Origin of the sequence: Rhizobium sp. L43 (assembly GCF_002531725.1) — a bacterium.
GTDB lineage: Bacteria > Pseudomonadota > Alphaproteobacteria > Rhizobiales > Rhizobiaceae > Rhizobium.
In genome coordinates this window covers 75,304-95,881 of sequence record NZ_NWSQ01000016.1, presented here as the reverse complement: position 1 = coordinate 95,881, position 20,578 = coordinate 75,304, and the positions used below count along the sequence as shown (strand labels likewise).

General features: G+C 60.9%; 21 protein-coding genes. 11 read left to right on the top strand and 10 right to left on the bottom strand.

The features are described 5' to 3' along the window. The first annotated feature begins 36 nt into the window (after positions 1-36). Together CO667_RS21450 and CO667_RS21445 are read left to right on the top strand one after the other, a co-directional pair. The gene (locus tag CO667_RS21450) at positions 37-858 is read left to right on the top strand and encodes a hypothetical protein (protein WP_097620278.1); all 822 of its coding nucleotides are present in this window, start codon (positions 37-39) and stop codon (positions 856-858) included. A gap of 105 nt (positions 859-963) precedes the next feature. Then, positions 964-1,896 (top strand): ribose-phosphate pyrophosphokinase, encoded by a 933-nt coding sequence (locus tag CO667_RS21445; RefSeq protein WP_097610893.1) that lies wholly within the window; start codon positions 964-966, stop codon positions 1,894-1,896. Positions 1,897-2,111: 215 nt separating this feature from the next. Here the strand turns inward: CO667_RS21445 and CO667_RS21440 are convergent, their stop codons facing one another. Further along, on the bottom strand, positions 2,112-3,668 hold the full coding sequence (locus tag CO667_RS21440) for a hypothetical protein (RefSeq protein WP_097620277.1): 1,557 nt from the start codon (positions 3,666-3,668) through the stop codon (positions 2,112-2,114). 349 nt (positions 3,669-4,017) lie between these two features. Between CO667_RS21440 and CO667_RS21435 the strand changes: the two genes are divergently transcribed. The 5 genes from CO667_RS21435 (at position 4,018) to CO667_RS21415 (ending at position 9,294) form a co-directional block, all read left to right on the top strand. Beyond that, the gene (locus tag CO667_RS21435) at positions 4,018-4,626 is read left to right on the top strand and encodes a 50S ribosomal protein L25/general stress protein Ctc (RefSeq protein WP_097620276.1); all 609 of its coding nucleotides are present in this window, start codon (positions 4,018-4,020) and stop codon (positions 4,624-4,626) included. A gap of 186 nt (positions 4,627-4,812) precedes the next feature. Then, positions 4,813-7,164 carry an EAL domain-containing protein gene (locus tag CO667_RS21430; protein ID WP_097620275.1) on the top strand — a complete coding sequence of 784 codons (2,352 nt, stop codon included), beginning with the start codon at positions 4,813-4,815 and terminating at the stop codon, positions 7,162-7,164. A 25-nt stretch (positions 7,165-7,189) separates the two neighbouring features. After that, positions 7,190-7,903 carry a transporter substrate-binding domain-containing protein gene (locus CO667_RS21425; RefSeq protein WP_097620366.1) on the top strand — a complete coding sequence of 238 codons (714 nt, stop codon included), beginning with the start codon at positions 7,190-7,192 and terminating at the stop codon, positions 7,901-7,903. 198 nt (positions 7,904-8,101) lie between these two features. Further along, a complete protein-coding gene (gene pth / locus CO667_RS21420) occupies positions 8,102-8,824 on the top strand; it encodes an aminoacyl-tRNA hydrolase (RefSeq protein ID WP_097620274.1) in 723 nt (240 codons plus the stop codon). Then, positions 8,821-9,294, top strand: coding sequence for a GNAT family N-acetyltransferase (locus CO667_RS21415; RefSeq protein ID WP_097620273.1), 474 nt, complete (start codon positions 8,821-8,823; stop codon positions 9,292-9,294). The genes pth and CO667_RS21415 overlap by 4 nt, the downstream gene beginning before the upstream one ends. 22 nt (positions 9,295-9,316) lie before the next feature. Here the strand turns inward: CO667_RS21415 and clpS are convergent, their stop codons facing one another. The 3 genes from clpS to CO667_RS21400 all read right to left on the bottom strand — a co-directional run bounded on the left by clpS (position 9,317) and on the right by CO667_RS21400 (position 10,374). Further along, positions 9,317-9,628: an ATP-dependent Clp protease adapter ClpS gene (gene clpS / locus CO667_RS21410; protein WP_097620272.1), complete on the bottom strand. Its 312-nt coding sequence runs from the start codon at positions 9,626-9,628 to the stop codon at positions 9,317-9,319. Positions 9,629-9,718: 90 nt separating this feature from the next. After that, positions 9,719-10,120, bottom strand: a complete 402-nt coding sequence (locus CO667_RS21405) for a type II toxin-antitoxin system VapC family toxin (protein WP_245433183.1) — start codon at positions 10,118-10,120, stop codon at positions 9,719-9,721. Further along, entirely contained in the window at positions 10,117-10,374 is a 258-nt protein-coding gene (locus CO667_RS21400) for an AbrB/MazE/SpoVT family DNA-binding domain-containing protein (RefSeq protein WP_097620270.1), read from the bottom strand. The genes CO667_RS21405 and CO667_RS21400 overlap by 4 nt, the downstream gene beginning before the upstream one ends. Before the next feature lie 138 nt (positions 10,375-10,512). Here CO667_RS21400 and ychF point away from each other — a divergent pair, with 138 nt between their 5' ends. Further along, positions 10,513-11,616, top strand: a complete 1,104-nt coding sequence (gene ychF, locus CO667_RS21395) for a redox-regulated ATPase YchF (RefSeq protein ID WP_097620269.1) — start codon at positions 10,513-10,515, stop codon at positions 11,614-11,616. Between the two features lie 120 nt (positions 11,617-11,736). Here the strand turns inward: ychF and CO667_RS21390 are convergent, their stop codons facing one another. Then, positions 11,737-12,810, bottom strand: coding sequence for a hypothetical protein (locus tag CO667_RS21390; protein ID WP_097620268.1), 1,074 nt, complete (start codon positions 12,808-12,810; stop codon positions 11,737-11,739). Between the two features lie 80 nt (positions 12,811-12,890). On the opposite strand from CO667_RS21390, the gene CO667_RS21385 reads away from it, so the two are divergent. Together CO667_RS21385 and CO667_RS21380 are read left to right on the top strand one after the other, a co-directional pair. After that, complete coding sequence (locus tag CO667_RS21385; RefSeq protein ID WP_097620267.1) at positions 12,891-13,379, top strand: MaoC family dehydratase; 489 nt, start codon at positions 12,891-12,893, stop codon at positions 13,377-13,379. Further along, positions 13,376-13,843 (top strand): MaoC family dehydratase, encoded by a 468-nt coding sequence (locus CO667_RS21380; RefSeq protein ID WP_097620266.1) that lies wholly within the window; start codon positions 13,376-13,378, stop codon positions 13,841-13,843. The genes CO667_RS21385 and CO667_RS21380 overlap by 4 nt, the downstream gene beginning before the upstream one ends. Positions 13,844-13,861: 18 nt before the next feature. Here the strand turns inward: CO667_RS21380 and CO667_RS21375 are convergent, their stop codons facing one another. The 4 genes from CO667_RS21375 to petA form a co-directional block, all read right to left on the bottom strand. Next, positions 13,862-14,404, bottom strand: coding sequence for an adenine phosphoribosyltransferase (locus CO667_RS21375; protein WP_097620265.1), 543 nt, complete (start codon positions 14,402-14,404; stop codon positions 13,862-13,864). A gap of 218 nt (positions 14,405-14,622) precedes the next feature. Next, positions 14,623-15,510, bottom strand: coding sequence for a cytochrome c1 (locus CO667_RS21370; protein WP_097620264.1), 888 nt, complete (start codon positions 15,508-15,510; stop codon positions 14,623-14,625). Positions 15,511-15,535: 25 nt separating this feature from the next. Then, the gene (locus CO667_RS21365) at positions 15,536-16,816 is read right to left on the bottom strand and encodes a cytochrome b N-terminal domain-containing protein (protein ID WP_097620263.1); all 1,281 of its coding nucleotides are present in this window, start codon (positions 16,814-16,816) and stop codon (positions 15,536-15,538) included. A 14-nt stretch (positions 16,817-16,830) separates the two neighbouring features. Further along, on the bottom strand, positions 16,831-17,409 hold the full coding sequence (petA, locus tag CO667_RS21360) for a ubiquinol-cytochrome c reductase iron-sulfur subunit (protein WP_003565524.1): 579 nt from the start codon (positions 17,407-17,409) through the stop codon (positions 16,831-16,833). Positions 17,410-17,695: 286 nt separating this feature from the next. On the opposite strand from petA, the gene CO667_RS21355 reads away from it, so the two are divergent. After that, positions 17,696-18,628, top strand: coding sequence for an endonuclease/exonuclease/phosphatase family protein (locus tag CO667_RS21355; RefSeq protein ID WP_097620262.1), 933 nt, complete (start codon positions 17,696-17,698; stop codon positions 18,626-18,628). Here CO667_RS21355 and CO667_RS21350 read toward each other — a convergent pair. Next, positions 18,584-20,497 (bottom strand): ABC transporter ATP-binding protein, encoded by a 1,914-nt coding sequence (locus CO667_RS21350; RefSeq protein WP_097620261.1) that lies wholly within the window; start codon positions 20,495-20,497, stop codon positions 18,584-18,586. The genes CO667_RS21355 and CO667_RS21350 overlap by 45 nt on opposite strands. Positions 20,498-20,578 lie beyond the last annotated feature (81 nt).

Below are 20,578 nucleotides of genomic sequence, written 5' to 3'. Positions count from 1 at the left end.
GGGGCTGATGCGATTGTGGGAAGGACGGATCAAGGGATGACGCGAGCTGCGATTGTGCCCACGCTCCTGGTCGTCATGGCTCTGCTCACCGCTTGCAACACCACCGATGCGCTGACGCCGCAGGTCGATATCGGCGATTCTTCCGGGCGGCCGTCATCGAGCCCGGTGACCCAGAGCGAGGCCGAGCGTTTGGCAGGCGCCCGCCAGCCGGGTTTCGCCGGAAGCCCGGAGCCCGGCGGTTACCATCCAGCCTATGATCAGTCGCAACGGGCCTATCGGCCCGGCACCGGCGCGCCGCCGACGACAATGCAGGAGCAGGCTGACGCCCTGTCGAGGAACAGCTCCTCGCCGGCCGCCTCCGCCCCGATCGAGGGACAATCGCTGCCGCCGCCGGCTTCAGGCGGTGGGCTGGACGCACAGTCGGCTCAGCCGGCCGAGGCGCAACAGCCGCAGCAGACCGCCGCCGTCAGCCCCAACGCCTCTTCCGGCCGCGGCAATACCGTGCGCTTCCTGCCGATCATCGGCGCTCCTGTGCAAGCGGTGACGCCGCTCTCGCGCCAACTCGGCGCCGAGGCGCGGGCCCACGGCCTGTCCATCAAGAGCTCGACCGATGCGAGCAGCGACTACATTCTCAAAGGCTATCTCTCCGCCTTCAGCGACGACGGCAAGGTCACCGTGGTCTATGTCTGGGACGTTCTCGACAGTGGCGGCGGCCGCCTGCACCGCATCCAGGGGCAGGAAAGCGTGCCGACGGCCGCGGCCGATCCCTGGGCGGGCGTTCCGGCCTCGGTGATGCAGCAGATCGGCTCGAAAACCATCGCGGAATTCTCCTCCTGGCGGCAGACGCAGGGCGGTTAGTCACAAACTTTTTGCAAATATGGAAGCCTGTGACGCCTTTCCCCTTGCATTCATGGGGAAGCTGGCTAAAAAGCGCGGCTATCAGCGCATAACAGGCGGACCAAAATGAAGGTTTTCGCAGGCAATTCGAACCGGCAACTCGCCGAAGCGATCTGCACCTATCTCAATGTTCCCTTGGGGAAAGCCAGTGTCCGAAGGTTTGCCGATCAGGAAATCTTCGTGGAAATCCAGGAGAATGTGCGCGGCGAGGACGTTTTCCTCGTGCAGCCCACCGCCTTTCCTGCCAACGACCACCTGATGGAATTGCTGATCATGATCGACGCGATGCGTCGTTCCTCGGCCCGCCGCATCACGGCGGTTCTTCCCTATTTCGGCTATGCCCGTCAGGACCGTCGTGCCTCCGGCCGCACACCGATCTCCGCCAAGCTGGTTGCAAACCTGATTACCGAGGCCGGCGCCGACCGCGTCATGACGCTCGATCTCCATGCCGGGCAGATCCAGGGCTTCTTCGATATACCCACGGACAATCTCTTCGCCCTGCCCGTGCTGACGCGCGACATCAAGAGCCACTATGACCTCAGCAACGTTATGGTCGTCTCGCCCGATGTCGGCGGCGTCGTTCGCGCCCGCGCGCTTGCCAAGCGGCTGGACTGTCTTCTGGCCATCGTCGACAAGCGTCGCGATCGGCCGGGTGAATCCGAAGTGATGAACATCATCGGCGACATCGCCGGCAAGGACTGCCTGCTGATCGACGACATCGTCGATTCCGGCGGCACGCTCTGCAATGCTGCCGACGCGATGTTGGCCCAGGGCGCGGCCAGCGTCACCGCCTATATCACCCACGGCGTCCTCTCCGGCGGCGCGGTCACCCGCGTCACCTCCTCGAAGCTTCGCGAACTCGTCATCACGGATTCGATCCAGCCGACCACGGCCGTGCTCTCGGCACACAATATCCGCATTGTGACGACGGCGCCGCTGATCGGCGAAGCCATCAGCCGAACGGCCCAGGAAGAATCCGTCTCCAGCCTCTTCGATTAAAAAGAGCCGGCACTCGACCGGCTCTTTCAATGTCTGCATCAGATGGACCAGCTATTACCGGGCATGCTCACCGAGCCGCATGAATTGCCGGCCGTTGATTGTCGCGGAGCAAGCCGCCGTGCCGATCGTTGGTCGCGGCGAAGTTTGTGGCGCAAAATGTAAAAAAGGCCGGCACAAAGGCCGGCCTCTTCATTTCTGATCCCGATTGATAAGGCTCAAGGCTGCTGTGGCGGCGCAGGTACTGCGTCCTGACCCTGATCCGGTTCCTGCTCCTGATCCGGCTCCAGCCCCGTATCCTGGTCCTGATCTTCATCCGGACCATCGGGCCCCTTGATCTGCTGGCCGTTGATCGCCACGGAACCATCGCGGCTGACACTGATGTCCCAACGCGAGCGGCCGTCCGCATCGGTCTTGGCAAAGCCCTTCACCATCATGATGCCGAAGGAGACCTGGTTGAGGTCCGGATCCGTCTTAGCAAGCTCCTGGACCGCGGCGATCGTCTTGTCGAGATCGCGGGCAAGGATCGTCGCCTCCATCGAATAGTCCTTCTCGGTGTCGACCCGTCCCTCGATCTTGCCCGTCATGTCGACGTCGTAGACATCGGACTTGGCACTGATCTTCGGAAACTCGACGGCAAGGCGGCCGTCGCGGAAGAACTTTTTCGCCATCTCGTCGCCGCTCTGCTCCGGCTGCTTGGCGTTGAAATCCATCGCCATCAGCGCGTCGCCGAAGGTGGCGAAATCCAGATTCGGCATGGCGAGCTGCAGTTCGAAGCTGGTCGGCAGGAAAGGCGAATAGTTTGCCGGCATCAACGGGCTGTCGAAGCTGATGTTCTGTGCATTCATGCCGAAGCCGAAACGCATGGCGTTGCTCGGCCCATCCACAGCCAGGTTGTAACCGAACGCCTTGACGCCGGCATTCCCCATCTGGCTGCTGATGGCCAGATTATTGACCCCGATCGTCTCGCTGAACGAGGCAAGAATCGGAAAGGCTTCCTTGAGCATCCCCTTGATCTTGTCGCTGTTCTCGGGGCTCAACTCCTTCTCGTCGAGATGGTCGAGAACGAAAAGGGCGATCTCGCGGATCTGTTTGGCCGGCAGGCCGTTCACCTTTGCCTCGACATCGATCGAGTCGGCGCGGATTTCAACGGGCGGCATCTGCAGGCCGGAAACCTGCTCGACGAAATTCGACATCGAGCCGCTGCCGACAAAATCGATACGCCCATTGCCGCCGGCGCTGTCCGTCGAGCTCAGCTTCTGGTCCATCCCGGCGATGCTGGCATGGACTTCCTCGGTCTCGGACTTGCTGGAAAGCTTGATGTCCTTGGCCGTGGCGGTGCCGGAGCGCAGATAACTTATCGCCGGGTCGAAGACGCCGCTGTAAACAAGCGAAGCGATGGAATAGGAGAAATCCGTCGGCTTTTGCTCTGGGCCTTTGAAATGGCCGGAGACATCGAGCTTGTTGTCACCCTCGATATTCCAGAGCCCGCTGTCGAGCGGCGTGGCGAACATCGAGAACGGCGTCAGTCCGTTGATCGCGAATGTCGCCGGATCGGCCTTGGCAAGCAGCTTCGCCAGATCGTAGATGATCTCGTAGCGCGCGCCTGCCGGATTGACGGTAACGAGGCCGCTCTTCGCCAGATCCTGGGGAAGGAGTTTCGTCAGAGTGTCCTTGACTGCATTGGCGCCGTCCTGGTTGATCTCGACGCTCTGGGCCGTGGTGGCAAGGCAAAGTGCCAGCAAGCTCGTTGCCGTGACAAGTTTGAGACGCATAGTCCGATTTTCTCCTCAGCCGCTTTTTAAATGCGGCCATCCAAAGAGGTGAAGCGCGCCGATGTCAACCTCGACCTGAGCGGGAAAGCTGAATTTTGCTACCTGCAGGACCGGGAATACGATCGCCGCGATCTCGGGCGCGGTTTCGGCTTGCCGAAGCGCGCATTTCACCGGAAAACAGCCTGAATCCGCAACTTGCGTTTCCGACCGACTTATAATATACGCCACCGGTCCGCGTAGACACCCTTGGAGGCAACGCGGATGAGGATGGGGAAACCCGCCTCCGGTTCGTCGGAACAAGGCTTTTGCCCGCCGCTGAACTCTCCAAATAACCTCGAAAGGAATAGCCATGAGCCAGGAAACTTACGAGCTCAAGGCCGAGGCGCGCGAACGGGTTGGTAAGGGGTCCGCCCGTGAACTTCGCCGCAACGGTTTGATTCCCGCTGTCATCTATGGTGACAAGCAGGCCCCCATTGCCATCGCTCTGAACACCAATGAGGTGACGAAGCGCATTCACGCCGGTGGTTTCATGACCACCGTGGCGACGATCGAAGTCGACGGCAAGAAGTTCAAGGTTCTGCCGAAGGACTATCAGCTCGATCCGGTCCGTGACTTCACGATGCACGTCGATTTTCTGCGCGTCTCCGGCAACACCCAGGTGACCGTCGAAATCCCCGTTCACTTCATCAACGAAGAGAAGTCCCCGGGCGTCAAGGTCGGCGGCGTTCTGAACATCGTTCGTCACGAAGTCGAAGTCCATTGCCCGGCCGATGCGATCCCTGAATTCTTCAACGTTGACCTCAACGGCAAGAAGATCGGCGACAGCATCCATATTTCGGAAGTCACCCTGCCGAAGGGCGTCACGACGGTTATCGATCGTGACTTTACGATCGCGACCATCATTGCCCCGGCTGGCGGCATTGACGAGGCTGCTGCCGAAGGTGGAGCCGAAGCCTGATCGCTTCGACCAATTTGTAAAGCGTACGGCCCGCTTCCCCCTGGGAAGCGGGCTTTTCATTGCCCGGCAAAGACCTCCGTTTCAGCAAATTTAATATATTCGTGAAAGCATGCCCCGTCAGCTGCGATGAAGCCTGCCCGAACGCGCGACAGCAAATATGGCCGGCCTGGGGGAGTAGACGGAACCATGAACAATTCCGTTGAGAACAGATTTTTTGCGATAGTTTGCGGAGCGCTGCTTGTTTTTGTCGCTCCTCTCTTTGTTCTCTTCCTTTTTCTTTCCTCGGAACGGGCCGACAAGGAAATACGCGATCATATTTCCGTTCTTCTTGTCGCCAATGCCCAGGCGCTGGCAAAGCCGCTCTGGGATCTCGATGAAGACAGCGTCACCCAGATCAGCGCGACGGTCGTTTCCCAGGGCGCCATCGTCAAGGTCGAAGTGCGCGACCAGTCGGGCCAACTCGACGTCAGCCAGTCCACCATTCCGCGCTCCTTCGACGGCACGCTCGTGCAGGTGTCGCGCGCCATCATCTACAACACCGTCGACGGCCCGAAGAACCTCGGCAGCATCAGCGTCTATTATCCAGCACTTGGCCTGTTTTCCGGCCTGAAGCAGGAAGAGGTCGTCTTCATCTCGATCTTCATCTTCGCCGTGCTGACCGTTTTCGGCACGGCGCTGATCGGCAACCGTTTCTTCGTCATCCAGCCGCTCATGCGGCTGACGGCAGCGATCGAGGCCACCCGCCAGCTGGGCTCCCGTCACCATGTCGACTGGCAGTCGAACGACGAGATGGGACGGCTTGCCCGCAGCTTCAACGAGATGCAGACCAAGCTTGAAAGCGAGGAAAAGGAGCTGAAGCTCGCCCACCGCCGCGCCACCGACATCTATAATCTGACCCCCGCCATGCTCTTCTCGCTCGATGAGGAAGACCGCATCACCGCCGTCAGCGATTACTGGCTGCTTGCCACAGGTTATAACCGCGCCGCCGTCATCGGCCGCAACTTCGCCGATCTCGTCACATCGACCACCCGCGACAAGTTCGTCCGGCGCCGCCAGGCCGAGAGCGGCATGACCGTCACCGTCAAGTTCGTCTGCCTAGACGGCCGCACCATGGACGTCCTCATCATGGAATCGGAGGCGGAAGCCGGCGCTCACGACCGCCTGTCGCTCTCGGTCATGACCGATGTGACCGAACTCAAGGCCTCCGAGGACCGCAACCACCGCCAAGCGATCACCGATCACCTGACCGGGCTTCTCAATCGCCAGGGCTTCGAAGCCGTGCTCGACAACAAGATCGCCGCCGCCGACGCGGCCGGCCAGGAGCTTGCCTGCCTCTTCGTCGATCTCGATCGCTTCAAGTGGATCAACGACAATATGGGCCATGCCGCCGGCGACATGGCGCTGGTCGAGCTCGTCGAACGCCTTAAGACCTTTCTTGCCCCCTCCGATGAGGCGGCCCGTCTCGGCGGCGACGAATTTGCCATCCTGCTGCCGGCCAAGGACGCCGAAAAACGCGCGAAGATGATGTGCGAGCAGATCGCCTCGATCTTCGAAACGCCGTTCGCACCCGACATGCATCTGAGTGCTTCCGTCGGCATCGCCATCTATCCGCACCATGCCGCAACCGCGGCCGAACTGCTGCAGAAGTCCGACTTGGCAATGTATGCCAAGAAACGCGACGGCAAGAATGGCGCGCAGCTCTTCGACAACGCCATGCTCGACCGTGCCCGCAGCCGCGCCGAGATCGAAGCCAATATCGAAGCCGGCCTCGTCGACAACTGGTTCGAGGCCTTCCTGCAGCCGATCGTCAATCTGAACGGTCGTGGCATTGCCGGTTTCGAAGCGCTGATGCGCCTCAACCATCCGCAGAAGGGCTTAATGCCGCCGGCCGAGATCATCAGCGTCGCCGAAGAGACCGCAAAGATCGTCCGCGTCGGCAACGTCATCATGGAAAAGGCGATCGCCAATCTCGCGAAGATTTCCCGCATATCAGGCATGCAGGATACCTATCTCGCCATCAACTTCTCGCCGCTTCAGTTCGAGCCGGCGCTGCCGGCCCGCCTCGCCGCCATCGTCGGTCGCCATGGCATCCGCCCCGAGCGCATCGTCGTCGAGATCACCGAGGCCGTGCTGATGCACGACAACCCGCAAATCCGCATGATCGTCACGGAGCTTCGCCGTTTCGGCTGCCGCATCGCGCTGGACGATTTCGGCACCGGCTATTCATCGCTGAGCTACCTCAACCGCTTCCCTGTCGATATCATCAAGATCGACCAGTCCTTCACCCGCGCGATCAACGACGGCGACGACGATGTGCGCCAGAAGAGCCGCATGCTGATCGAGGGCATTACCACGCTCTCGCACAAGATGAACTGCACCGTCATCGCCGAGGGCATCGAGACCGAAGAGGAATGCCGCACGCTCCACCAGATGGGGCTTGATTATGGCCAGGGCTACCTCTTCCATCGTCCGCAGCATGCAACCACGCTCATCGAGCAACTGGTGGGCTCACCATCGGCCGTGGCACGCGCCTCGTGAATGAAGAACGAAGGAGATTGATATGATGAAAAAGCTCCTGCTTCTCGCATGCCTGGCACTGCCCTGTGCTGCCCATGCGCAGACGGTGACTTTCACTACCGAGGATTATGCCCCCTTCAACTATCGCGAAGGCAAGGAGATCAAGGGCGCGACTGTCGAGCAGGTCGAAAAGGTGATGGCAGCGATCGGTGTCGATTACACGCTCGAGGTCATGCCTTGGGCGCGCGCCTATGGCCTTGCCCGCACGGCGCCGATGACCTGCGTCTTTGCGACCGCCCACAACAGCGCGCGCGACCCCTTGTTCAAATGGATCGAGCCGCTGCTCATCGACCGCAACATCCTGATTACCCGTAAGGGCTCGGGGGTCACCGCCGCCAATCTGGACGAGGCGAAGAAATATACGATCGGCACCCAGCGCGAGGATTACACCGAGACGATCCTGAAGGATAAGGGCTTCACCAAGCTCGACGTCGCCAGCGACTTCAACGCGACGCTACGCAAGCTGCTTGGCGGGCGCATCGACATGATGCCGATCTCTGAACTCTATTTTGAAAAGCTGAAGGCCGACCAGCCGGTGGAATTGGTGACCGTGCTGTCCGCCCAGCCGATGGGCATCGCTTGCGAGAAGAACTTTCCGGACGATCTGCGCGCCAGGATGCAGGCTGCTCTCGACAAGCTGATCGCCGATGGCGACCAGAAACAGATCTACCTGAAATACGGCATGAACCTGTCGGACTGACACCGCCCGGCAGGCCGTTGCCCTTTCCGCTTGACTTTGCTTTCGTTTCCGGGTGGTGAACTCAGGAAAGCTCCAAGGCGCGGCGCGATCTTTCAGATTCGCTTGGCCCGCGCTTTAGGTCTCTGATTTCTAGCATGTCGTGATCGCAAAACCGCTGCACATTTTTGCGCGACATGCTCAAGCGAGGGAAGACAGGCCATGCTGATCATCGCGGGTCTCGGCAATCCCGGCGGCAAATACGCCGGCAACCGCCACAATATCGGCTTCATGGCCGTCGACGCCATTCATAGGCGTCACAGCTTCTCGCCCTGGTCGAAGAAGTTCAGGGCCGAGATCGCCGAGGGCGAGCTCGGCGGCGAGAAAGTGCTGCTGATCAAGCCGCAGACCTTCATAAACCTCTCCGGCGAGTCCGTCGGCGAGGCGATGCGCTTCTACAAGCTCCAGCCTGCCGACCTTGTCGCAATCTACGACGAACTCGACCTTCCCCAGGGCAAAGCGCGACTGAAGACCGGCGGCGGCCATGGCGGCCACAACGGCATCAAATCGCTGGACGCCCATTGCGGTAAGGAATACCGGCGGCTGCGCCTCGGCATCGGCCATCCCGGCGTCAAGGAAATGGTGCAGAATCATGTGCTCGGCGATTTCGCCAAGGCCGACAAGGTCTGGCTGGAGCCGCTGCTCGATACACTCGCCGACAATGCCGACATGCTGGTGCGAAACGAGGATTCGCAGCTGATGAACAAGATCGCGCTGGCGCTCGGCGGCAAGGCCGAGGAGGAGAAACCGCGGAAGGAAAGCGAGAAGAAGCCGGCCGGCCAGTCGCATATCCGCCAAGCCCGCAACAGCAATCAGCCGAAACTTCCCGTCACCGGGCCGATGGCCGAGATGCTGAAGAAGATGTTCGGCAACAAAGGGGAATGATGCGCGTGCCGGATCACGACTTGGACCGGGATTTCGCCATCCGCCCCGCCGCATCAGGCGATCTCTCGGGGCTGACCGTGCTCTACCGGCATTTGAACCCGGCCGATCCGCTTCTCGAAGATGCCATGGCCGAAGAGCGGTTCTCCGCCATCCTCGCCCAGCCCGGCATGACTGTATTCATCGGCTTTGCCGGCGGCCTCGCCGCTGCCACCGCCACCCTGATCGTCGTGCCGAACCTGACGCGGAACGGCGCCTCCTATGCGCTGATTGAGAACGTGGTCACCCACGCCGACCACCGCCGGCGCGGTTATGCCGGCGCCGTCATCGGCCATGCGGTGACTGAGGCCTGGAAGAGCGGCTGCTACAAGGTGATGCTGCTCACCAGCTCGAAGAACCCGGCGACGCTGCGCTTCTATGAGAATTGCGGCTTCATCAGCGACAAGCCCGGCTATCAGATCCGCCGGCCCTGAGCCCAGGCGTGTCTGCGCACCATCATTCCTCGGGTTCGGTGGTGAACATCAGCGGAAAGCCCATGCCCTTGGCAAGGTCGATGCCCTCCTTGGCCTTGGTCTCGGCGATGTCCCTGACGCAGACCACGACCACGCAGGAACCGAGCTTGTGCGCGGTCATCATCACCCGGTAGCCGGTCTCCTCGCTCATGCGGAAGACCGCCTTCAGGATCACGATGACGATTTCGCGCGGCGTATAATCGTCATTGACGAGAATGACCTTGTAGAGCTTCGGCTTGTCCAGCTTCGGCTTCACCTTGATCTTCGGTTTCAGGGCGACGTCATTGTCACTCATCGGAAAATCCACCCCGTTGATGACATGAAAAAGCGGAAAAACATCCGCCGATAATATATTGCACCGTCAGCACAGCAGTTCAATAACGGATCATTCGGCGGAGAGCAGGAGGCAATTCTGGCCGGCTTTTCGAAGGATGGCAGCCGCTTTCCTGTCGAATGTCGCAAAGCTTTCTCCGCCGAGCCTTTCGCCTTCGAACGCAATGATGCCATCCGCGAAATCGCCGCCAGCCTCCAAGTACAAAAGACCACTTGCAACAGCGGCACGATCGAGTGTGACCGTCTCCGCATCTGCGAGATATGTTACCGCCTGCTTCACTTCAGCTGCATCGAATTTATAGAGCCGTTGAAGAACCCAGACTAATTCGCAAAGAGTCTGGTTCGGCACGACGATCCTGTAGGACCGAAGGAACTCTTCGGCCTTCGGACTCTCGACAGGATGGTCCCGCGTGAACATCCGCACGAGAATGTTCGTATCGACGACGACCTTCAAACCTTGTCCTCGCCAGCCCATCCAGCCTCGATCGCCTCATTTATTTCATCGATGGAATAGGCTCTGTCGGCCTTGTGCGAGAACATGCCGAAGAGGCGCTCGATAGGCACCATCGGCTTGATCGCATGGATATTTCCACTGCCCCTCGTCAGGAGATCGATCTCGATCTCGTCACCGGGCGCTACCCCAAGATGGTCGAGAACCTCTTTCTTGAGGGTCACCTGACCTTTCGCCGTAACCTTGAGCCTGACCATCACAACACTCCCGCTCCATTGAAAGTAAGGCAACTTTGCCTTACTTTCAATGGAGCTTTAATTTCATGGACCCTTGACCGGGGAAAGGTGTTCCCCCATAGGCAGGGGCAAAGTTTTCACAGATACGGACATCAAGCCATGGGCTTCAAATGCGGCATCGTCGGTCTGCCGAACGTCGGCAAATCGACCCTCTTCAACGCGCTCACCAAGACGGCGGCGGCACAGGCAGCGAACTATCCCTTCTGCACCATCGAGCCGAACACCGGCGAAGTCGCCGTGCCCGATCCGCGCATGCGCAAGCTTGCCGACATCGCCAAGTCGAAGGAGCTGATCCCGACCCGCATCTCCTTCGTCGACATTGCCGGCCTGGTGCGCGGCGCCTCGAAGGGTGAAGGCCTCGGCAACCAGTTCCTCGCCAATATCCGCGAAGTCGATGCCATCGTCCATGTGCTGCGCTGCTTCGAAGACAGCGACATCACCCATGTCGAGGGCCGCATCAATCCTGTGGCCGATGCCGAGACGATCGAGACCGAGCTGATGCTCGCCGACCTCGAAAGCCTGGAGCGCCGCACCGAGCAGACGCGCAAGCGCGCCACGAGCAAGGACAAGGATTCGATGGCGATGCTGCCGATCATGGAAGCCTCTCTGAAACTGCTCAACGAAGGCAAGCCGGTGCGCACGCTGCTGTCGACGCTCGACGCCGAGGAAATCGCCATCCTCAAGGGTCTCAACCTTCTGACCTCGCATCCGGTGCTCTACGTCTGCAACGTCGCTGAGGCCGAGGCTTCGAGCGGCAACGAATTCACCGAGGCCGTCGCCGTCATGGCCAGGGAACAGGGTGCCGAGACCGTCGTCATCTCGGCGGCGATCGAGGCCGAGGTCGCCCAGCTTCCAGAGGAGGAGGCCAAAGAATTCCTCTCCGCCCTCGATCTCGATGAGGCCGGTCTCGACCGGCTGATCCGCGCCGGCTACAAGCTGCTCCACCTCATCACCTACTTCACCGTCGGTCCGAAGGAAACGCGCGCCTGGACGATCGAGCGCGGCACCAAGGCGCCGCAGGCCGCCGGCGTCATCCATTCGGATTTCGAGCGCGGCTTCATCCGCGCCAATACCATCGCCTATGAAGACTACATCAAATACAATGGCGAAGTCGGCGCCAAGGATGCCGGCAAGGCGCGCGACGAAGGCAAGGAATATGTCGTCCAGGACGGCGACGTCATCCACTTCCGCTTCAATACCTAGAGCATGTCGCGCAAAAGTGTGCGCGGTTTTGCGATAAAGACATGCGTAAAAACAAAGACTTAAAGCGCGGCAAGCGAATCTGAAAGATCGCTACGCGCTTTAAGTAGACAGGCTACCGCCTCAACCCGGCGGCAGCCTGTTTGCGATTGCCGGCGGCAGTGCGCGCAGCACCTGCCGTCGAAGCGGCATCCAGCCGGTGCCGATGATCAATACGATCGCGCCGACGACGATCAGCGTGGTATAGATATAGGTGTCGACAGTCGCGCTTCCGTGCCGGAAGACGCTGAAGATCGCGACACCGAGCGACAGCAGCCCCGAGGTGACGAAGGCGCGGCGGTCGATGACGAGGCCGATCAGCATCAGCGCCGCCACAGTCGCGACGACCACAGGCGTTCGAGCCGACATGTTCGCCAGATCGAAGATACGACCGCTTTCCCCTACAGACAGCAGGGAAACGGTGCTGTAGAGCAGCGCCGGCGCCGCGCCTAGATGTAGCCAGAAAGCGATATCCGAGCGCGTCGTCCGGCGCAGCCGGTCGCCGAGGTCGAAATAGAGCGCCGTCGCGAAGAGGCCGAGCGCGCAGACGAGGGAGATCCCGGCCAGCAGGGCAAGATGATCGACGAAAAATGCGGGATTGCCGCTTAGCCATTGCACCAGGCGCAAAAGCAGGGTGAGTACCAGGGCGAGCGTCGACATGATGGCGAGCGCCAGCGCCAAGGGCACGCGATAGCGCGCATAGTAGACGCCGAGAAGAATCGGGAAGCCGGCGACGAACTGCGTCAGATCAGCCCCGATTTGGGAAGTCCACGGCGTGAAAACCCGGGACATCAGCAAAAATGTCCAGCAGAACAGGGCGATCGCCAGGCTGACCGCCGGCAAGGCAAGTCGCTGGCGGCGCACCAGGATTTCCGAAAGCACGATGATGGCAGGCGGCACGGCGTAAAGCGGCGCAAGGCCCCAGAGGCCGACGAGCGCGACGATAACGCCGATGGTGATCAGCACGTCGTGGAAGCCTCGCACGAAACGCGGCGTCTCCGTATCCGACCATGCCTGCCCCTCGGCTGCGATCGCCGGCTGCGCTGCGGCGACAGCCACGCCGCGCTCGATGAGAAACGGCAGAAGCCGCCCACCCGCCTCCGACGAAATCAGCCCTTGGCGCGCCGCCTCGTCGAGTATCGACCTCAGTTCCGTCATGCCGGTTTATCTCCCCGGAATCATTGAGCCCGCCCCGATGCTATTGTAAGCATTGTGCGCTTGATATGGCGGAGGAGCGAATGTCGGCAGAAAAGCTTTCCTTCGAGGATTTTGAACCTGGTCGCCGCTTCGCCCTCGGCCCGAAGCTGGTGCTCGCCGAAGAAATCATCGAGTTTGCACGGGAGTTCGACCCGCAGCCGATGCATGTCGACGAGGCCGCCGGCCGCGCCAGCATTCTCGGCGGGCTCGCCGCTTCCGGCTGGCATACCTCCTCGATGCTGATGCGCATGATGGCCGACAGCTATATCCTGAACGCGCTCTGCGAGGGTGCGCCGGGCATCGATCTGATGGAATGGCGAAAGCCGGTGCTGGCAGGCGATACGCTGCAGGGCCACTCGACCGTGCTCGAAGCCCGGCCGATGCGCTCGCGTCCCGGCCTGGGCATCGCCAAGTTCCGCCACGAGTTGGAAAACCAGCGCGGCGAACTCGTTTGTCTCTCGGAGAATTCGGTCATGATCCGCATGCGACCTGCCCCCGGCATCAGCGCGAGCCCGGAGACGACAGCATGAGAATGTCCGAACTTTACGCCGTCGGCGAAAAGGCCGAGATCGGCAGCTACACCTTCACCGAGGAAAACATCATCCGCTTCGCCAGACGTTACGATCCGCAGCGTTTTCACGTCGACAAGGAAGCCGCCAAAGATACCCTATTCGGCGGCCTTTGCGCTTCGGGCTGGCACACCACCGCCGCCTGGATGCGGACCTTCCTCGCCTTCTGGAAAAGCCAGAGCGTCGCACTGGCGCACAAGGGTCTGACGGCGCCGAACCTCGGCCCCTCGCCGGGTTTCCAGAAACTGCAATGGCTGCGGCCGGTTTTCCCGGGCGACGCCGTGACCTATTCCGTCGCCCTCCTCGCCAGCCGGCCGCTCGCGTCGCGGCCGGGCTGGCACCTCAACACCATCCTCTGCGAGGGCGTCAACCAGAACGGTGATGCCGTCATGCGCTTCGAAAGCGGCGTGCTGGAATTCGACTGACCTCGTCGGAATACGCGCTCAGTGTCCGGCGAATTCGACCAGCGTGTGCACGTTGACGCCGAGCTCTTCCAGCTTTCTGCGACCGCCAAGGTCCGGCAAATCGATAACGAAGCAGGCGCCGACCACCTCCGCGCCGATCTGGCGCAGCAGTTTGGTCGCACCGACGGCGGTGCCGCCGGTGGCGATCAGGTCGTCGACCAGGATCACCTTCTCGCCGGGCTGGACAGCGTCGCGATGCATCTCCATCTCGTCGACGCCATATTCCAGGCTATAGGCGATGCGCACGGTATCATGCGGCAGCTTGCCCTTCTTGCGGATCGGCACGAAGCCCGAGGAAAGCTGGTGCGCCACAGCGCCGCCGAGAATGAAGCCGCGCGCCTCCATGCCGGCGATCTTGTCGATCTTCGTGCCCGCATAAGGCTGCACGAGTTCATCGACCGCCCGGCGGAAAGCGCGGGGGTTGCCGAGCAGCGTGGTGATGTCACGGAAGATGATGCCGGGCTTGGGGTAGTCGGGAATGGAGCGAATGCTGGCTGCGAGCTCCGAAATCGTATTGTCCATGGCAAGTCCATATTCTGCTAAAGCATGTCGCGCAAAAGTGTGCAGCGGTTTTGCGGTCACGACATGCGCAAAACCAAAGACCTAAAGCGTGGCAAGAGAATCTGAAAGATCGCGACACGCTTTAGGGCATGAAACTGGCCGCACCCTATCAATTGCCAGGGGCGGAACCAACAAAAAAGGCGGCCAAGGCCGCCTTTTGAATGTCGATCGGGAACCGGTCAGTGTTCCTTGTTGGCGTAGACCGAGCGCTTCGTCAGATAGATCAGCAGAGTGAAGATCGCCAGGAAGATCATGACCATGAAACCGGTGCGCTTGCGCTCCTCGAGATGCGGCTCGGCGGCCCACATCAGGAAGGCGGAGACGTCTCTCGAATACTGGTCGACGGTCGCCGGCGCGCCGTCGTCATAGGTCACCTGGCCGTCGGAAAGCGGCTTCGGCATGGCGAGGACGGCGGCGGCATGGAAATACGGGTTGTAATGCTGGCCCTGCTGTATCTCGAAGCCGGCCGGCGGCTCTTCATAGCCGGTCAGCAGCGCGTGGATGTAATCCGGGCCGTTTTCCTGATACTGCGTGAAGATGTCGCCGACGAAACGCGGGAAGCCGCGCTCGACTTCGCGGGCCTTGGCGATCAGCGAAAAGTCGGGCGGAGCCGCACCGTTGTTGGCAGCGGCGGCCGCCTCCGCATTGGCGAAGGGCGACGGGAAGTGGTCGGAAGGAACCGCCTTGCGGGTAAACATTTCGCCGGCGGCGTTCGGGCCGTCCTGGACCTCGTAGTTTGCGGCGAAAGCCTTCACCTGCGCCTCGGAATAACCGAGCTCGTCCAGCATGCGGAAAGGCACGAGGTTCATCGAATGGCAGGCGGAACAGACTTCGGTATAGACCTTGAGGCCGCGCTGCAGCTGAGCCTTGTCGTAATGGCCGAACGGACCGGCAAAAGTCCACTCTTCCTCCTTCGGCTCCTTCAGCGGATAGTGTGGCGTCGCACCTTCCGCGTGATGGGCGGCGGGTGCTGCTCCGTTCGCAGGCGCCGCTTCCTCAGCGAAGGCGGCGCTGCCGAGAAGAGCCGCGACGGCGAGCGGCAGAATGCTTGCAACAAGCGTTTTCATATTTCTGTTTCCTTCCGTCGCGCGCTTACGCATTGGCCGCTGCACTGGCGGCAGCTGTCTTGTTGCGCTTTTCGAGCACCGCTTCGGTGATCGAGTTCGGGATACGGCGCGGCGTTTCCACCAGGCCGAGAACTGGCATCGCGACCAGGAAGAAAGCGAAGTAGAGGAGCGTGCAGATCTGAGAAATCCAGATGAAGTCGCCTTCCGCCGGCTGCGAACCGAGCCAGCCGAGGATGATCGCATTGATCACGAACAGCCAGTAGAACAGCTTGTACCAGGGACGGTAGACGGCCGAACGGACCTTCGACGTGTCGAGCCAGGGCAGGAAGAACAGCACAATGATCGCACCGAACATCACCAGCACGCCGCCGAGCTTGGAGTCGATCGGGCCGATGTTGAAGGTGATCGAGCGCAGCATCGCGTAGAAGGGCAGGAAGTACCATTCCGGAACGATGTGGGCCGGCGTCTTCAACGGGTCGGCCGGGATGTAGTTGTCGGCATGGCCGAGGAAGTTCGGCAGGTAGAAGACGAAATAGGCATAGACCAGCAGGAAGATGGAGACGCCGAGCGCATCCTTCATCGTTGCATAGGGCGTGAAGCGCACCGTATCGGTCTTCGTCTTGACCTCGACGCCTGTCGGGTTGGTCTGGCCGACGACGTGCAGCGCCCAGATGTGCAGGACGACGACGCCGGCGATCATGAAGGGCAGCAGGTAGTGCAGCGAGAAGAAGCGGTTCAGCGTCGGCTGATCGACGGCAAAGCCGCCGAGCAGGAACTGCTGGATCCATTCGCCGACCAGCGGGAAGGCCGAGAAGAAGCCGGTGATGACGGTCGCGCCCCAGAAGGACATCTGCCCCCAGGGCAGAACATAGCCCATGAAGCCGGTCGCCATCATCAGCAGGTAGATGACGACGCCGAGGATCCAGAGGATTTCGCGCGGCGCCTTGTACGAGCCGTAATAGAGGCCGCGGGCAATGTGCAGGTAGACCGCAACGAAGAAGAAGGAGGCGCCGTTGGCATGCATGTAGCGCAGCAGCCAGCCATGATTGACGTCGCGCATGATCTTTTCAACGGAGTTGAAGGCGATCGTCGTGTCGGCGGCGTAATGCATGGCGAGCGTCACGCCCGTCAGGATCTGCACCACCAGCATGACGGCGAGCATGGCGCCGAAAGTATAGGCATAGTTCAGGTTCCGCGGAACCGGATAAGCAATAAAGCTGTCATAGACCATGCGCGGCAGCGGAAGGCGCGCATCGACCCATTTTTCCAAGCCGGTTGATGGCTCGTAGCTGGAATGGCCACTCATGAATCAGTCTCCCCTCAACCGATCTTGATCTTGGTATCGGATATAAATGAAAAGGTCGGAATCGCCAGATTCTGCGGCGCAGGACCCTTACGGATGCGGCCGGCCGTATCGTAGACCGAGCCATGGCAGGGACAGAACCAACCGTTGTATTCGCCGGCCTGCCCGAGCGGAACGCAGCCGAGATGGGTGCAGGTGCCGATCATGACGATCCAGTTTTCCTTGTCCTTGCCGCCGGAACGGTCGACACCGGTTGCCTGAGCTTCAGGCGGAAGGTTCGCGTTGCGGGCAACCGGATCCTTGAGATCGGCCAGCGGAACATCGGCGGCGGCCTTCACTTCCTCGGGCGTACGGTTGCGGATGAAAATCGGCTTGCCGCGCCACTTCACCGTCAGCGACATGCCGGGCTCGAGGCTCGCAACGTCGACTTCGATAGAGGCGAGTGCCAGCGTCGATGCGTCCGGGCGCATCTGGTCGATGAACGGCCAGGCAACCGCAACGGCGCCGACAGCGCCCGCCATACCAGTGGTGAGATAAAGGAAATCACGGCGAGTAGGCTCTGTCGAAGCCTCGCTTGTCGTTACGTGTTCGCTCACGGCCTAACCATCCTCTGCGCAATTATTGCGGAATTCCGCCCTGCCCCCTCTGCCGGCGAATCGATCTGGACACAATTCGGCCATAGATTCACCGGGCAATCCGGCGCGTTCTAAGCTTGATCGCAAATTATGTCCAGTCTTGGCAAGGGGACGAGGGCACAATGTCGCGGGAATTTCCGATGAATTTTTTAAGGCAAACACACGCTTGCCATTATGCTGCATTGCAACAAAAGGGCCGCCGTGATAGGCGCAGTCGCAGCCACGTCAACGAGCCGGACCGGAGCGGATGAGAGACACGATTTTTTGCGTATTCAGCGTTCTCACAACCCTCGTTCTCGCCATCGTCTCGCTGCGCTACGTCAAAGATTTCTATCTGCTTTCCTTCTTTTACAGCTTCCAGGTCCATCTGGCAGTGGCCGCAGCGGCGGCGTCTATCGCAGCCCTTCTCATCAAACGGCACTGGTATGCGCTGCTGACGCTTAGCGTATCCGTGGTCCTTGCCGTCCACGGCATCGTGATGATGCGCGAATTCGTCGAACCCGCTGTCGAAGAGAACCGCCCGGCCCTCTTCAAGCTGATGTCTTTCAATATCGAGAACGATAATTTCGCCAACGGCGCTGATATCGCCGACATGGCCATCGCCTCCGGCGCCGATGTCGTCAACATCCTGGAGGCCGAACCGGTTTTGTCGGAACTGCCACGGCTCTTGAAGACCTATCCTTATTACATCGGCTGCGGTGTCGGCATGCAGGAATGCGATACGCTGGTGCTGTCGAAGCGCCCGCTCATCGAACCCCGCATCCGCAATCTCGGGCTGCTCTGGCGCAACCGGCTGACGATCGCGACGGTCGATTTCGACGGTCAGAAGGTCAATTTCCTCGCGGCGCACCTGACCAAGCCCTATTATGACGAATTCCATGGCCTTGAGATCGAAGATCTCGCCGAGATCATCCCGACCCTGCCGGGACCGCTTGTCCTTGCCGGTGACTTCAATACGTCCATCCTGGCGCCCGACGTGCAGTATCTCATGCGCAGCCAGGGCCTGGGCACGGTATCGCAGGAGCCGGCGACATGGCCGATCGCTGCAGGCGCCTTCGGCATCCCGATCGATCACGTCTTCAGCAAAGCGCCTCTGCGGCTGAAATCGGTCCGCCGCATCAAGGACAGTTTCGGTTCAAATCATTTTGGCCTGATGGCGGAATTCGTCGTCGATCCCTGAGCTCGGATCCTCGTCCGTCGCCAGGAAGCCGCCGGACTGACGCGCCCAGAGTTCGGCATAGAGCCCGCCGCGGCGAAGCAGTTCGTCGTGGCTGCCCTCCTCGATGATCCGGCCGAGATCGACGACGATCAGCCGGTCGAGTGCTGCAATCGTCGACAGCCGATGGGCGATCGCGAGCACGGTCTTGCCTTCCATGATCCGATGAAGATTGGACTGGATCGCTTCCTCCACTTCCGAATCGAGCGCCGACGTCGCCTCGTCGAGAACGAGGATCGGGGCGTCCTTCAGCATGACCCGGGCAATGGCGATGCGCTGGCGCTGGCCGCCCGACAGTTTGACGCCGCGTTCGCCGACATGCGCATCAAAACCTCTGCGGCCCTGCTGATCCTGCAGGCGCTCGATGAAGTCGATGGCTTCGGCGCGCCTGGCCGCCTCGACCAGCCGCTCCTCGCCGGCATCCGGCCGGCCGAACAGGATATTGTCGCGCACCGAACGATGCAGCAGCGACGTGTCCTGGCTGACGACGCCGATCTGCATCCTCAGGGTTTCCTGTGTCACGGCTGCTATATCCTGGCCGTCGACGAGGATGCGGCCGTCCTGAATATCGTAGAGGCGCAGCAGCAGGTTCATCAGCGTCGATTTCCCCGCGCCGGAACGGCCGACGATCCCGACCTTTTCGCCCGGGCGGATGGTGAGCGAGAAATTTTCGACGACCGGCTGGTGATCTTTGCCGTAGCGGAAGGAAACATTGTCGAAACGAATACCCGGCTGCCGGATCACCAGGTTCTTCGCTTCGGCCCGATCGACGAGCCCCAGCGGCTGGGAGATCAGCTCGGCGGCATTCTGGATGGTGCCGAGATTGCGCATGATGCCGTTGAACTGCGTCATCAGCCGCCCAAGCAGGAAATTCAGCCGGAGCACCAGCGCCAGCGAGAAGGCCACCGCACCGGAGCTGACCAGGCCGCGCAGCCAGAGATCGACGCTCAACCCCGCCATCGTCACGATCATCAGGCCGGAGAGCAGCGCCATCGAGGCCCTGACGCCGGTGATGAACCGCGTGAAGCGCAGCACGGTGTCCTGATAGATGTCGAAGCCCTGCCGCATATAGCGGTCGCTCTCCTCATCGCGGGCAAATAGCTTCAGCGTCTGCATATTGCTGTAGGAATCGACCATCCGGCCGTTCAGCATCGATCCGGCCTCCGCGGTTTCGCGCGAATGATGGCGGATCCGCGGAACGAAGTGGCGAGCAAGCAGGCCGAAGGCGCCAAGCCAGAACAGCACGACAGCGGCAAGGGAAAAGTCCAGCCGGGCGACAAGCACGAGCGTCGTCGCGGCATAAATGCCGACGAACCAGACGCTTTCCATCAGCGAGGTAACAAGATCGCCGGTCGCCTGCCCTGCCGACCAGACCTTGGTGACGATGCGTCCGGAGAAATCGCTCTGGAAGAACGACAAAGACTGCCTTGAGACATGGAGATAGGATTGCCAACGTGCTAGATTGTAGAAACCAGGTGTGATCACCTGCTGATCGACAAGCGCGATCAGGAAGGCGACGACGAAGCGCACGATCCCGATGAGAGCGAGCATGCCGAAGAGCTCGCCGCCATGGGCTGCGAGAAGACCGCTCCAGCCGGTGCCGGGCGTGATGCTGCCGAGGATATCGACCAGCCGCCCGACGAACCAGAAGAGCGCCGCCTCGATCGCTGCCGACGTGCCGCCGAGAACGAGCATGGCGATGAAGGGCATCTTCGCCTGGCCGATATAGAACCAGATGAATCCGAGCGTCGAGCGCGGAGGCTGGAGATTGGCGCGTGGACGAAACGGATCGATCCAGGTCTCGAACAGGCGGAGGATGGGGCTTAAGATCATAGAAAGCGATATAGGCGGATTAGGAGGACCGGCAAAGAGAATGAAATGCCGACAAACCTTATATTTTCGTAATGATCGATA